The 13,162-nt window shown below is 37.6% G+C and carries 16 protein-coding genes; all 16 read right to left on the reverse strand.

What is annotated here, in order from left to right; genetic code table 11:
* Positions 1–6: 6 nt before the first annotated feature.
* The gene (locus HCJ45_RS11845) at positions 7–684 is read right to left on the reverse strand and encodes an energy-coupling factor ABC transporter transmembrane protein (protein ID WP_187124937.1); all 678 of its coding nucleotides are present in this window, start codon (positions 682–684) and stop codon (positions 7–9) included.
* Positions 671–967: an energy-coupling factor ABC transporter substrate-binding protein gene (locus HCJ45_RS11850; RefSeq protein WP_187124938.1), complete on the reverse strand. Its 297-nt coding sequence runs from the start codon at positions 965–967 to the stop codon at positions 671–673. The genes HCJ45_RS11845 and HCJ45_RS11850 overlap by 14 nt, the downstream gene beginning before the upstream one ends.
* Positions 964–1,614, reverse strand: a complete 651-nt coding sequence (locus tag HCJ45_RS11855; protein WP_010990808.1) for an energy-coupling factor ABC transporter permease — start codon at positions 1,612–1,614, stop codon at positions 964–966. Before HCJ45_RS11855 ends, HCJ45_RS11850 begins: the two co-directional genes overlap by 4 nt.
* An 80-nt stretch (positions 1,615–1,694) precedes the next feature.
* The gene (locus HCJ45_RS11860; protein ID WP_187124939.1) at positions 1,695–2,405 is read right to left on the reverse strand and encodes a cobalt-factor II C(20)-methyltransferase; all 711 of its coding nucleotides are present in this window, start codon (positions 2,403–2,405) and stop codon (positions 1,695–1,697) included.
* The gene (locus HCJ45_RS11865; protein ID WP_187124940.1) at positions 2,398–3,183 is read right to left on the reverse strand and encodes a sirohydrochlorin cobaltochelatase; all 786 of its coding nucleotides are present in this window, start codon (positions 3,181–3,183) and stop codon (positions 2,398–2,400) included. The genes HCJ45_RS11860 and HCJ45_RS11865 overlap by 8 nt, the downstream gene beginning before the upstream one ends.
* Complete coding sequence (gene cobA / locus HCJ45_RS11870; RefSeq protein WP_187124941.1) at positions 3,180–4,661, reverse strand: uroporphyrinogen-III C-methyltransferase; 1,482 nt, start codon at positions 4,659–4,661, stop codon at positions 3,180–3,182. The genes HCJ45_RS11865 and cobA overlap by 4 nt, the downstream gene beginning before the upstream one ends.
* Positions 4,661–5,413 carry a precorrin-6A reductase gene (gene cobK / locus HCJ45_RS11875; protein WP_187124942.1) on the reverse strand — a complete coding sequence of 251 codons (753 nt, stop codon included), beginning with the start codon at positions 5,411–5,413 and terminating at the stop codon, positions 4,661–4,663. Before cobK ends, cobA begins: the two co-directional genes overlap by 1 nt.
* A complete protein-coding gene (cobJ, locus tag HCJ45_RS11880) occupies positions 5,410–6,135 on the reverse strand; it encodes a precorrin-3B C(17)-methyltransferase (RefSeq protein WP_187124943.1) in 726 nt (241 codons plus the stop codon). Before cobJ ends, cobK begins: the two co-directional genes overlap by 4 nt.
* A complete protein-coding gene (cbiG, locus tag HCJ45_RS11885; protein WP_187124944.1) occupies positions 6,132–7,163 on the reverse strand; it encodes a cobalt-precorrin 5A hydrolase in 1,032 nt (343 codons plus the stop codon). The genes cobJ and cbiG overlap by 4 nt, the downstream gene beginning before the upstream one ends.
* Positions 7,150–7,899 (reverse strand): cobalt-precorrin-4 methyltransferase, encoded by a 750-nt coding sequence (locus tag HCJ45_RS11890; RefSeq protein ID WP_187124945.1) that lies wholly within the window; start codon positions 7,897–7,899, stop codon positions 7,150–7,152. Before HCJ45_RS11890 ends, cbiG begins: the two co-directional genes overlap by 14 nt.
* Positions 7,900–7,904: 5 nt before the next feature.
* Positions 7,905–8,474, reverse strand: a complete 570-nt coding sequence (locus HCJ45_RS11895) for a decarboxylating cobalt-precorrin-6B (C(15))-methyltransferase (RefSeq protein WP_187124946.1) — start codon at positions 8,472–8,474, stop codon at positions 7,905–7,907.
* A complete protein-coding gene (locus HCJ45_RS11900) occupies positions 8,464–9,060 on the reverse strand; it encodes a cobalt-precorrin-7 (C(5))-methyltransferase (protein ID WP_187124947.1) in 597 nt (198 codons plus the stop codon). The genes HCJ45_RS11895 and HCJ45_RS11900 overlap by 11 nt, the downstream gene beginning before the upstream one ends.
* Positions 9,057–10,178, reverse strand: a complete 1,122-nt coding sequence (gene cbiD, locus HCJ45_RS11905; RefSeq protein WP_185381576.1) for a cobalt-precorrin-5B (C(1))-methyltransferase CbiD — start codon at positions 10,176–10,178, stop codon at positions 9,057–9,059. Before cbiD ends, HCJ45_RS11900 begins: the two co-directional genes overlap by 4 nt.
* A 16-nt stretch (positions 10,179–10,194) precedes the next feature.
* Complete coding sequence (locus HCJ45_RS11910) at positions 10,195–10,827, reverse strand: cobalt-precorrin-8 methylmutase (protein ID WP_185347600.1); 633 nt, start codon at positions 10,825–10,827, stop codon at positions 10,195–10,197.
* Between the two features lie 12 nt (positions 10,828–10,839).
* Positions 10,840–11,790 carry an adenosylcobinamide-phosphate synthase CbiB gene (cbiB, locus tag HCJ45_RS11915; protein WP_187124997.1) on the reverse strand — a complete coding sequence of 317 codons (951 nt, stop codon included), beginning with the start codon at positions 11,788–11,790 and terminating at the stop codon, positions 10,840–10,842.
* Positions 11,790–13,148 (reverse strand): cobyrinic acid a,c-diamide synthase CobB, encoded by a 1,359-nt coding sequence (locus tag HCJ45_RS11920; RefSeq protein ID WP_187124948.1) that lies wholly within the window; start codon positions 13,146–13,148, stop codon positions 11,790–11,792. Before HCJ45_RS11920 ends, cbiB begins: the two co-directional genes overlap by 1 nt.
* Positions 13,149–13,162 lie beyond the last annotated feature (14 nt).

The raw sequence follows: 13,162 nt of genomic DNA on the forward strand, positions 1-13,162 counted from the left end.
TTCCTCCTAGATATGAAATTCACCTTGATATAGCTTAACATCAAGTGTTATTACCATTTCATTATATCTTTTCATCACTCGATTAAACAATGTATTTACGAGCATTCCAAACGAACGATAGCTATTTTTAAGCCCATAATAACCAAAACGCAAACTCTGTGCTTTTCGAATTGCAGCTGCTTCTTCTAAAAAGATAAAGATAAATCGATAAATCAAAATCGTTAATTCAATAAGTATTTTAGGAATAAAAATTTGATGCATTACTTTGGTTAACTGTACTACAGGAACTGTCAAAACAAAGAAGTATGTTGCGGATAAACAAGCAATGCTACGAAAGAAAACTTGTGTTGCCGTTGTAATTGTCACTTCTGAAATTCCAAAATAGAAACTACCAATGGAAATGGATGTAATAAAACTGCTAGGATCTTTGGAGATGGAAATTAAAATAGAGAGCAAACTAAATAATAAAAACGAAAATGGTAATAGGAGCCATTTCAAATACAGTTTAAAATGAATTTTAACAACATATAAAGTGAGTGGCACTATACATAAAAACAGGAGTGCTTGAACAATAACGGGTCCTGTTAGCGATAAGATTAGTATAGCTAAATAAAATAATGCTTTTCCTGATGGAGAAAATGCTATCCAGCGATTTTGGTACGCGTATTTATCAATCGTCAACATCAGTTTGCGCCTTCTTTTTACCGCGACTTACGCCAATAACATAAGCAATTATTCCTGTTCCAATACAACCTTGAAGTGTAAATAATAAGCTTTCAATTTCACCACTTTTCGGTTCATAAATCGGTGTAAACCATGGTTCATAGTCAGGATCGATTTTGGTAATTTCTGCTTCTGCCTCGCCGTCAGAACCTCCGTATTCAGCCGTTTTATTGAAGAAAAATGGACTCACCATAATTAAAATGACTAAGAGGATTAAAATAATATTAATATTAATTTTTTTCATCGTAATTGTGCCACCTTTTCTGGTAGATTTTTACTAATTAGGTTATACATAACAACTGTTAGTAACCCTTCTGCAATGGCAATTGGTACTTGGGTAACACAGAAAATCGCCATAAATTTAAGAATAGATGCCATCATTCCGGATGCCGGATCTGGAAAAACAACCCCCAGCTGTACACTAGTTGTAAGGTATGTTGCTAAGTCTGCTGTCATTGCACACAGGAAAATCGAAACACTTTTATTACAGTTTAATTTACGTGCTAATTTATAAACGACAAAACCAACCATTGGACCAATAACAGCCATTGACATTGCATTTGCTCCAAGTGTTGTAATCCCACCGTGCGCCAGAAGTAAGGCTTGGAAAAGTAACACAATGACACCAAGCACACTAACAACAAGAGGACCAAACATAACCGTTGCAAGACCAACACCGGTTGGATGCGAACATGAGCCTGTTACTGAAGGAATTTTTAGTGCTGATAAAACAAAAATAAAAGCCGCACATAGAGCTAAGAGTAATTTATTATTTTTATCTAATGCAATCAATTTACGAATTCGGATTAAGCCAAGTACAAGAAATGGAATAAAAACAATCAACCAAAAAACAGCCCATTTAACTGGCAAAAACCCCTCCATAATGTGCATTGCGTGGGCAGATTCTGGATTTGTTAAAGTAAAATAAATGACGCCAATTAAAATAAATGGTAGGAATTTCCATAATTTTTTCACCTGTATTGCTCCCTTCTTTTTTTCACGATAATGGTGGTAAAATAAGATATTTTCTCTGTAGGATTAATGTTTTGCATGCCATTTGTTATTTTTTCTGTCGCCATTGCAACATCACTAACGATAACTGCTGCATCTAATAAATTCATTTTTTCAAGTAAGGTTTTAATAAGTGGTAAATTACTTGCTGCTTTCATTAAAACAACCGTATCAAAGTGCTGTAATGCTTGCTCAATTTTTTCCGCACCTGCTGTTACAGGAACCACTGCAAAACTTTCTTCATCCATTACAAGTGGCAATTCAATCCGAGAAGCGATATTTACGAAAGAAGAAATTCCTGCTAAAGTAGTTGTTTCAATTTCCCCTTTTAAAAGCTCTAGTAAATAGCTGTATGTACTGTAAATCATTGGGTCACCAAGGGTAATAAAGCCAACATCATATCCTTTTTTAACATCTGCTTTAATTTCTTCGGCAATTTCTTTCCATGCGAGCTTTTTCTCATCTTTATTGTAGCTCATTGGAAAATGGCGCTCTTTTATAATAAGTGAGTCTTGTAAATAAGGTGCTACAATTCTCTTCGCTAAACTTTCTCCACCTTTCTTTGGCTGTGGTGTGTAAAGAATAGCTAATTGTCCTAGCCTTTCAGCTGCTTCGATAGTGATTAATTTGCTATCTCCTGGACCAGTACCAATTCCATAAAATTTAGCCACGATGATTCACCCTTTCAATTGCGGTATGAATATGTTCGATAAACTGAGCTTGGATAAGCGGATTTTCACCTAATCCTTGTAAATAACATTCAGTCTCGATGCCAGCTTTTTCTAATGTACTTTTCCATGAATCCTCTTCATCTGAAGCCATATCATTTGTCGCATGGTCTCCGGCAACAAGCATAAATGGCATTAGATGCGCTTTTGTTATTTGCGCCTTTTGTAGCCGATCAATCACTTGGTCAAGACCTGGATAACTTTCTACTGCACAAAGATAGATAGGTTCATTTAGCAGCATATGATCAAGGCAAGCATAGGCACTAAAAGCGTGATGTTTCGAACCATGTCCCATTAAAATAAGTGCTTCATTTGCATTTAATTTTGGCATTTGATAGCGAATCGCTTTGATAGCTGCTTCATAATCCTCCTTAGAATCTAGCAGTGGCTGGCTAATAATGATCGAATCAAAATCTGCTTGAAATTTTTCAACTTGAGCAGTAATTTTCTCGAACTCCCCACCACTAATAATATGAAGTGACTGAATAATGACTTCTTTATAGCCTAATTCTTTTAGTTGACGCAAAGCCTGACTCGGCGTATTAATGTCCATGTTATCTCGTGTTTTCAATTTTTTTATTATTTTGTTGGAAGTAAAAGCGCGAAAAACCGTATAATCGGGAAATTCCTTTGCAACTCTTTTTTCACACGCTTCGATAGTTTTTTCTCTTGTTTCTGGGTAACTTGTACCGAAACTGACAACTAAAATGGCTTTTTTCATTGTGGTACTCCTTCTAGTTTTGTTTTTTTAATTAATTTAATAAGACTTTCAGGCGTAGCGCTTTCGGCTTCGTAAAAATCATGGAATCCAAACGTTTTTAATGTGGCACTAGTGAATTTCCCGATGGATAAAATGGTTTTCTGTTGTAAAAGAGCTTTTTCTTCGGATGTTAATACTTCTAGTAAATTATGAACTGCGCGCGAACTTGCAAAACAAATTTGATCAAAACATTGTAGATCAAATGGGCGTTCGGTCACTGGTCGCATATCATATAGTGGCATCATTTGGATAGATGCTATTTCTGGTAACATCGCTTTTACTTCCGCTGTATCAATCACACTTCCAATAATAAGGCTGCTCTCATTTTTTTGGATACGCGGTAAATGTTCTAAAACAAGCTCATTACTACGTCTTTTAATGAATGTATCAGGAATAATTCCTTTTTCTTTAAACGCCTCGTTTGTTTGCTTGCCAATTGCTGTAAGATGCGTATTTTTCAAGCTGCGTATATCCAAATTAATTTCTGTAACATAGCTAAAAAATCGTTCTACTGCCTCTTTAGAAGTAAACAGTAGCTCACTTTTTCCAGCAAGTTGCTCAGCTGTTGTGGTTGGCTCGATGTCTAACACTTGAATATTAGGATACATGGTTACTTCTCCGCCTAAATCACGAATATTTTCTGCGAGCATGCTTTTTCCTGCTCGTGCTCTTGGTAACAATATTTTTGTATGGAATAAAGGCATTTCTTCAAAAAAGTTCAATTGCGGTCTGAGTGTAACCACATCCCCCACTACAATAAGTGCTGGTGATGAAATACCTGATTCAGCTACTTTTTGTTCAATCGTAACTAGGTTGCCAGTAACAGTAAGTTGTTTCCCGCGTGAAGCCCACTGCACGATTCCAACTGCGGTTTCTGGCTTTCGACCTCCTGCTAGCAAGTTAGCGCAAATATTGGGAAGATTAGTCATTCCCATCAGAAAAACGAGTGTTCCTTCTAGTCGCGCTAATGCTTCCCAATCAAGTGGATCGCGACCTTTTTTCAAATGTCCCGTAATAACGTGAAAACTAGAAGCAAAATCCCGATGTGTAACTGGAATTCCAGCATAGGCTAATCCACCAATGGCAGAAGTAATTCCTGGGATAACTTCAAATGGAATCCCTGCTTGGTAAAGTGTTTCACCTTCCTCCCCACCTCGTCCAAATACATAAGGATCACCAGCTTTTAGACGAACAACCAACTCATTTACTTTTGATTCGCGGACTAAAATTTGTTCGATTTCTTCTTGTGGAATTGGGTGATGGGATGGTTCTTTTCCAACATAAATTAGTTTACAGCTTGCTTTTCGTTCTTGAAGCATTGCTGGTTCGACTAAACGATCATATACAATCACATCTGCTTTTTGGAGTGCAGCAAGTCCTTTGACTGTTAGTAACTGCGCATCTCCTGGACCGGCACCAATTAATATGACTTTTCCCATTAGTAGACCTCCAATTGTGTTAAAATTTCTGGTAGTTCGGATAGTTGATTTATTTCAACTGGATAATTTAAGCATTTCCGGCGAATAACGATCACCGGAATGTTTAGTTCGGCGGCGGCGACTAGTTTTTCTTGAAAACCACCTTGCTTGCCGCTTTCTTTTGTGATTAACACATCTGCTTGCGTCATTTCCAGCTGTGTTTTATTTGCTTCTGTTGTGAAGGGACCTTTCATTCCAATTAACTGATCCGCCACTAGTCCTAGTTCTTCTGCAGAACGAATAACTGCTGAGACTGGTAAAATGCGTGCAATAATATGTTTATGCTTTAATCGCTCGACAAAATCCGGTAAATTTTTGCTGCCAGTAGTTAAAAAAATTCGTTCTCCGAGTTTATTAGCAACTGTGCAAGCTTCTTCTACATCTGCAACTAAAATAGTATTATCGGTTTGTTCCCTCGTACGTTCAAAACGAATATAAGGAATATCTGCTTCTAAACATGCTTCCATCGCAGTTTCAGAGACAATCGTCGCAAACGGATGGGTGGCATCAATTACGGCTGTCACTTTCTCTGTTTGCCACTTTGTGAGCATCTCTGCTTTCGTTAATCTGCCACAAAAAACCTTTTTCGCATGTTGCTTTGCTAGAGTCTCACCATATTCCGTTGCAACAGAAAGTGAAAAATTAGCTCCTTTTTTTGTTAGCATATCACTAATCATTAAACTATCCGATGTTCCGCCAAGTACGAATATCATAGTGAGTATCCACGTGGCGTTATCATTTTGCCATTTTTTACATAGGTTTCTTTATTTCCAACAATAACCATCGTAGTCATATCTACTAATTCATAATCAATGTCACGCATAGTAGTAATGATTTTTCGCTCTTCTTTACGACCAACATCTTTTACTATACCGACGACTGTATCAGGTGATTTAAATGCCATCATTTGCTGAAGAGCATTAGCTAAATGATTGGCGCGCCCTTTGCTTCTTGGGTTATAAAAGCAAACGATAAAATCGCCCATTGCAGCATATTTTAGCCGTTTTTCAATAACTTCCCACGGGGTCATTAAGTCACTCAAACTAATATGGCAAAAATCATGCATAATTGGTGCACCAAGGACAGCCGCCGCACCAATACTCGCTGTTATTCCGGGAATGACTTTTACTTCTAGGTTTGAATCACTTTTTTCAGCTAGTTCTAAAACTAAACCAGCCATGCCATAAATCCCTGCATCTCCGCTTGAAACAACCGCAACTTTTTTTCCAGTTAAAGCAATATCAACCGCTTTTTGACAACGATCAATTTCTCTCCGCATACCTGTTTTTACAACTTCTTTTCCTTTGATAAGTTCTTTGATTAATTTAATATATGTTACATAGCCAACGATAACGTCTGCTTCCTCTATAGCTTGGAGTGCTTCCCCTGTCATTAAACGTTGATCTCCTGGGCCAATACCAATCACATAAATCATTTTGCCACCTCATTATTATTAGTTAATTTTCCTGCTGCAAATGTCACACCATTTTCTGCATATCTAGTAGAAATAACATTCCCATTACTTCCAATATCTGCAGCGGATAAAGCAACATTTCCCACTTTGACTGTTTTTTTGACAAATTCGGATGTTGGATATTTTTCTGCAACAGTTTGTAATTTTTCTGCAGTATGGACGATAAATTGCATCTCCCATTTTGCTGCTAAATGTTGCATTGCTGGTTCTTGTTCTTTAATAGAAATACTATGAATTTCTGAAAATGCACGTGGATGAATGTTTTCTTGTTCACAAAAATGCTGAAAGGCTAAATCAATCGTTTCATTTGAAATGCCTTTTCGACAACCAACACCTAGCACATATAACTTAGGAATTAGCTGAATTTGTTCCACGTTAGTTGCTGGAATTTGTTTTTTTGTGGAAATATAAATTTGCGGACTAACTGGCTTTTCAGTAAAGCCTCTTCGGTCAATCGTAAGTGGTTCGTCGACATATAGACCAACCTCTTTACCAGCAGCAAGTAAACCATTAATTCGTTTTGTTGTTGCTTTAAAATCTGGTAGATAGCCATTGATAGCTTTGGCGATATTGTCAATTGCCGCCACATTTGCGCGGTCAGTTGCAGTGGTGATTACGGCCACACCGTTTGTTATTAAAGCAATTTCTTCTGTTAATTCATTGGCTCCACCGATATGACCAGATAGCAAACTAATTATAAATTCTCCGTGTTCATCCATAACAAGTACCGCTGGATCAGACAGTTTATCTTGAATGACAGGGGCAAGTGTTCGAACGACGATTCCAGTAGCCATAATACAAATCAATGCTTGATACTCCGAAAAAAGTTTTCGCAGTCCTTCACCAAAATTAGGTTTTAAGGCTTTACTTTTTTCATTTTTATATTTTTCTGGGACAAAAATAGTTCCCTCTAGCTTATGGTTTAATTGAATTGCAAGATTTCTGCCACGTTCAGTAACAGCAATGATAGCAATTTTATCTATACTCATGTTTAAAATCCTTATCATACAGTTTGGAATAATAGAATTCTTCCCCTAAAAAGTCTCCCACCATAATAAGTGCGGTTTTGGTAATACCTGCCTCAGTGACTTTCATAGCGATATCAGCCAATGTTCCTGTTACTTTTTTCTCTTCTGCCCAAGTTGCTTTATAAATGACAGCAGCGGGAGTTTCAGGTTTATAACCACCTTTAATAAGTTCGGAAACTACTTTTCGGATACCTTGAACTGAAAGAAAAATTACCATGGAGGTTTGATGTGCCGCATATGATCGAAGGGACTCACGATCTGGGACTGGTGTTCTTCCCGCCATACGTGTAATAATCACACTTTGACTTACTTCTGGAACAGTATATTCCACACCAAAACTACTTGCTGCTCCAAGGAATGAGCTAACGCCTGGTGTACAAGTAAATGGAATATCACGTTTTTTCATTTCCTCTACCTGTTCTCGAATTGAACCGTAAATGGAGAAATCACCTGTTTGCAAGCGAACTACCTCTTTTCCGGCTGTTACTCCTTGTTCCATACAATCAATTATTTCAATTAAATTCATACTTGCACTATTATGAATTTCACAGTCAGTTTTACAATAATCTAGTAATTCTGGATTTACGAGCGATCCCGCATAAATGACTACATCTGCTTCTTTTAATAGTTGATATCCTTTTAAGGTAATTAATTCTTTGTCTCCCGGACCTGCGCCGACGAAATGTACTTGTGCCATTTTTTTCACTCCTCTATTTTTTTACAACCAATAACGATTGTTGGATTTTGCGGTTCAAAATAATGCCCCGCGCCAAGCTTATGCCAACTTGCTACTTGAATTTGTTTCATTGTTACTTCACTAACTGCACACTTTTCTATATGTTGCATTGCTGTAAGAGCATTTTCGACTAAAATAAAGTTGAGTACTAAGCGGCCATTCGTTTTTAAATGTTGTAATGACCAATCGATTATTTCAGTTAAATTTCCGCCACTACCACCAATGAAAATGGCATCAAATTTATTGGTGGATGCTATTTCTACTGGTGCATAAGCTTGGATAATGTCGATATTTTGCAAACCGAATTTTATTTTATTTTGTTCGATAAGCGCAACAGCATCTGGATTTCGTTCAATTGCTGTTACGTGAATTTGAGGGTAGTTACAGGCAACTTGTAGCCCTATACTTCCTGTCCCAGCACCAACATCGAGTAATTTTTTGCTCGAATTATCTAGTTCCAGTAAATCAATGCTCGCCGCACGTACCTCTGCTTTTGTCATTGGGACTTTACCCCGAATAAATACTTCATCTTTCATCTACAATCACCACTACATTCATATCGTATTTTTTTGCCACTTTATTTGGCGTCAGTTGATGGATTCGTTCCTCCGTGGTACTTAAATTTTCTCCAATGTAAATGATTTTTTGTAAGCCACGTTTTAAAATTTCTTGAGCGATTTCATATGGACCGATAAGTGAATCCGTTACCATCGCTACTTTGGAATGCTGTAGTAAAAAATCAAAATCAGGTGTTTTTCCATGACTACTTGTGATAAAACAATCATTCATTGGAAGCTTCATTTTATGAAACATCATTTGGATAGAGCTAATCCCCGGAACAATCCGAACTTCACTTGTAAAATGACGAAGCACCCAATTTCCAATCCCGTAAAGCAAAGGATCTCCGGAAGCTAAAATAACAATCTCCTTGCCTTGATGCGGAATTGTTTTTAATTCCGCTAATTTTTTCGGTAAAAGTTGTTTAGTAGCTGTTGTTATATTGCTAATTTCTTGTAATTGTCGCTCTGATCCAAAAACTGTATCCGCTATTTTTAACACTTCTGTTGCTTCAGTTGTTAAAAAATTCGCATCCCCTGGACCAATTCCTACAACACTAATCACTGCCATTCCTCCCGTAAAACTTCTATATCTTTCGTAGAGGCAAGTAAGCCACGTTCAGTCGAAAAAGTAACCACATCAATTTCTACACTTGGTTTGGTGAATTTGAGAAAACGCTCAGATCTAGCTTTTATTTTTTGAACAATTACATCATAAACGTGTGAATATCCAGCTGCTTCAATTAATTCACCAGCTGCCTCTGTTGTATTACATTTTTCAACTTCTTCTAACAGAGAAATTGGTGCCCCAAGAAGTGCAAGATTAGCAACTAAAATTTCAGCCCGAGCATCGGCATCTTTACTATAAGTTGTGAAAATCCCCGCGGATACTTTAACTAATTTTCCAAAGTGCCCTACCATTAATACGCGTTTAAAAGCAAGGCGCTGCGTTTCTTTTAACATATAACCGACAAAATTACTCATCGAAACGACTTGATTATTCGAAAAGCCAAGAGTATTTTGAACAAAATCATCGCCGTAATTACCTGGCACTAAGATAATTTGTTCCATACCTTGCGTGCGCTTCATCTCTAATTCAATGGAGAGCGATTTCTTCCAACCTTCATCCGACATTGGCGTCACAATTCCGGTTGTTCCAAGGATAGAAATTCCACCTACAATTCCTAAGTTACTATTCATCGTTCGTTTCGCACGTTCTTCTCCTTCTGGTGCATAAATTACAATATTTGCGCCACGAGTTTCACCAAGAGAGTCACGCATTGTTGCGATAATATTTTTTCGCGGTGCCGGATTTATTGCTGCTTCACCAACTGCAACCGAAATGCCTTTTTGTGTAGCGCGACCAATGCCTATGCCTCCGTCTAAATGGATTTTATTTTCTTCGGTGAGTTCTACATCCACAAAAATCCACATTCCATGAGTTGCATCAATATCATCCCCGCCATCTTTTTGCACAGCTGCAGTTGCCTTTGTTTTAGAAAATTGTTGCTTGGCTACGGGGATTTCAAGAATTTGCCCACCGGTTGTTTCTACTTGAACAAGACTTACTTCTTCTTGTGTTAAAATCATTTGCGCGCAAGCTTTAGCGGCAGCGGCGGCACAAGTACCAGTTGTATAACCTTTTCGATATTTTTTGCCATTATAATAAATAAAATCTTCCATATTTTGCCTGCCTTCTTTACATTGTGATAAGAATTGCATTGACTATCGCTGCGGCTAAATTACTTCCACCTTTTCTTCCACGTGCGACAATTGCTGGAATATTGGTTGCCAGTATTTCTTCTTTACATTCTGCGGCGCCTACAAACCCAACAGGTACAGCGATGACTGCATCTGCTTGTAATTGTTCACTTTCGGTCATTTCAATAATTTTATATACAGCTGTTGGGGCATTTCCAAGTACAAATAATTTTGGTCCTTCTTTTAAAGAGGCCAGTTTAATTCCCGCCATCGACCTAGTGATACCATGTTGTTTAGCGATTTCAACCGTTTCTGGATCACTTACATAGCAATGATATTTGCAACCAAGTTCATCTAAAAGTCGCTTATTAATTCCACTTAGCGCCATATTAGTGTCAGTAAAAATTGTTCCTTTATTTTGTAAACAATGAATAATTTTTGAAATTACATCCTGTTGAAAAACCAGACTATCTAAATAATCAAAATCTGCTGTCGTATGTATTGCTCGTTTAATAATTGCTTCTTCTATATTATTTTGGAAGCTGTAATCAGGTCTACTATCATCAATAATTTGTTGAATAATTTCAAAGCTTTTTTCTTCAATTTTCGCTGGATTTTTAATGTAGTTCATTTTGCCACTCCTTTAAAATAGTAATAAATGTATACTTGCAAAAATAATAAACGCACAAATTGACGCTGTGTAAAGTAAATAAATTGTTTGGCTAATTTCTTTTTGTGTAACAGGAGCTAAACCGTCTCCTATAGTTGGTTTTACGACCTCTTTGCCAAAATATTCATGTGTTCCGCCAAGTGTAATATCCAGTGCACCTGCAACAGCGCCTTCTGGATAGGCACAATTGGGACTTGTATGTTTCTTTCGGTCTCGCCACCCAATTTTCCAAGCCGCTCGTCCATCGTATTTTAAAAGGAAACTTGCTAGCACTAGAAAAAGCCAAGTGAGCCTTGCTGGAATGAAATTAGCAACATCGTCCATTTTTGCTGAAACAAAACCAATAGCGCGATATTTTTCATTTTTATAACCGACCATTGAATCCAGTGTATTTACTGCTTTATACATTAGCGCAAGAACAGGACCGCCAAGAAATAAGTAAAAAAGTGGCGCAATAACACCATCGGCAGTATTTTCTGCCACTGTTTCAATCGTCGCTTTACTAATTTGTTCTCTGGATAGGTTCGCCGTATCACGACCAACAATCATGCCAACTTGAATTCTTGCAGCCGCTAAATCATCCTTCGCCAATGTACGCTGAATTTTCCGAGCTTCTTTTGCAAGACAAGTCATTGCAAGCGTTGAATATCCCAAATAAATAAAAATCACCACATAGAGCCAGTAAGCTATTTTGCTACTAACTAGAAGGAGTAGCCAAGTTATCACTCCTGTTAACCCCACCGTTACTACAAACAAAATTCCTCCTGCAACAAAGAGCCATTTTTCCGACTTGCTTACTTTTCGTAGCAGCGTTCCTAATAACTGAATAAAATTACCGATTGCTTTAATTGGGTGCGGCCAACTGTACGGATCCCCTAGTAGTAAATCTAATATAAAAGAAGTCGTATAAAACAAAACTGGAATCATCTCACCGCTCCAAACATCGAAGCTAAAATAGCAGGGTTTTGATAGAAATGAATATGCAAATAACTCGCAAAAGTATTCCCTTTCTGGTAGCCACCATTCCATTTTTTTACGACAACCCCGTCTCGAATTTTCGTCAGTTCCAAGCAGGTTTTTTCCGTTGTTTCAAAAATAGAGTGATGGAACTCATGCCCGCGAATTGTTGTCCCAGTATCACCAAGCAATGTTGTAGCATCCACAGGAGTAGCAATACAATAGCCAAACTTTCGAAGTCGTTCCGTCATTTTACTAACACCTGAAAAAATTCCAACCATTTCATAAAGTTGACCAGCTACTTCTAAGCTTGTGCCTAAATACATCAATCCACCACATTCCGCATAAATGGGTGTTCCTTTTTGATGTGCATTAAAAATCGCTTGACGAATGGCATAATTTTGCGATAGTTGCTGTGCAAACACTTCTGGAAAACCGCCACCAATATAAATAAAATCAGCTTCTGGTAATGTTTTGTCATTAAGTGGACTAAAAGGAATCAACTCTGCCCCAGTGGCACTGATTAAATCTAAGTTGTCTTGATAATAGAAGTGAAATGCTTCATCTAGCGCATAGGCTACTTTCATTCCAGCAAAGTCTGGTAGCGGAAAGTCTAACTTAGAGACAGAAAGCTCCACAGCAGATTCACTTATTTGCAACAATTTTTCCATATCAAGGTGTGCTTCAATCAAGCTTCCAAGTAGCTCCCACTTTGTTTCAAGTTCTTTCATTTCTTCTTGTGGAACTAAACCAAGATGTCTTTCAGGAAGAGCCACATCCGCATTTTTTGGTAAATAACCTAGTACTGGTACATTGGTATACCTCTCTATTGCCCCTTTAATTAAAGAAAAATGATTTTCAGATGCAACCCGGTTTACAATAACACCAGCTAATTGTAACTCTGGGTCAAAATTGTTAAAGCCAGCAACGATAGCAGCCGCAGAAGTAGAGATTGCTTTTCCATCAATGACTAAAATAACAGGTGTCTTTGTGCATTTTGCGATAAAAGAAGTACTCGCATTATCTCGGTCCACTCCTAATCCATCAAATAATCCCATAACACCTTCTATTACTGCTATATCAGCTGATGCTGCGTGCTTTTGAAATAAAGATGCTAACCTGTAATCATCAGCAATTAAGAAACTATCTAAATTAATGGATGGAACTTCTGTAATTGCTTGATGGTAATTAGTATCAATATAATCGGGACCTACTTTAAAAGGCTGCACAGTAAGACCTCTTTTTTTTAACGCCTGCATAATGCCAAGAGTTACTGTTGTTTTTCCAGCGCCACTGGAAGCTGCTGCAATCACGATTTTTTTCATCAGTTTTCACCTTT

The organism is Listeria immobilis (genome assembly GCF_014322845.1).
GTDB classification, from domain to species: Bacteria; Bacillota; Bacilli; order Lactobacillales; family Listeriaceae; genus Listeria; species Listeria immobilis.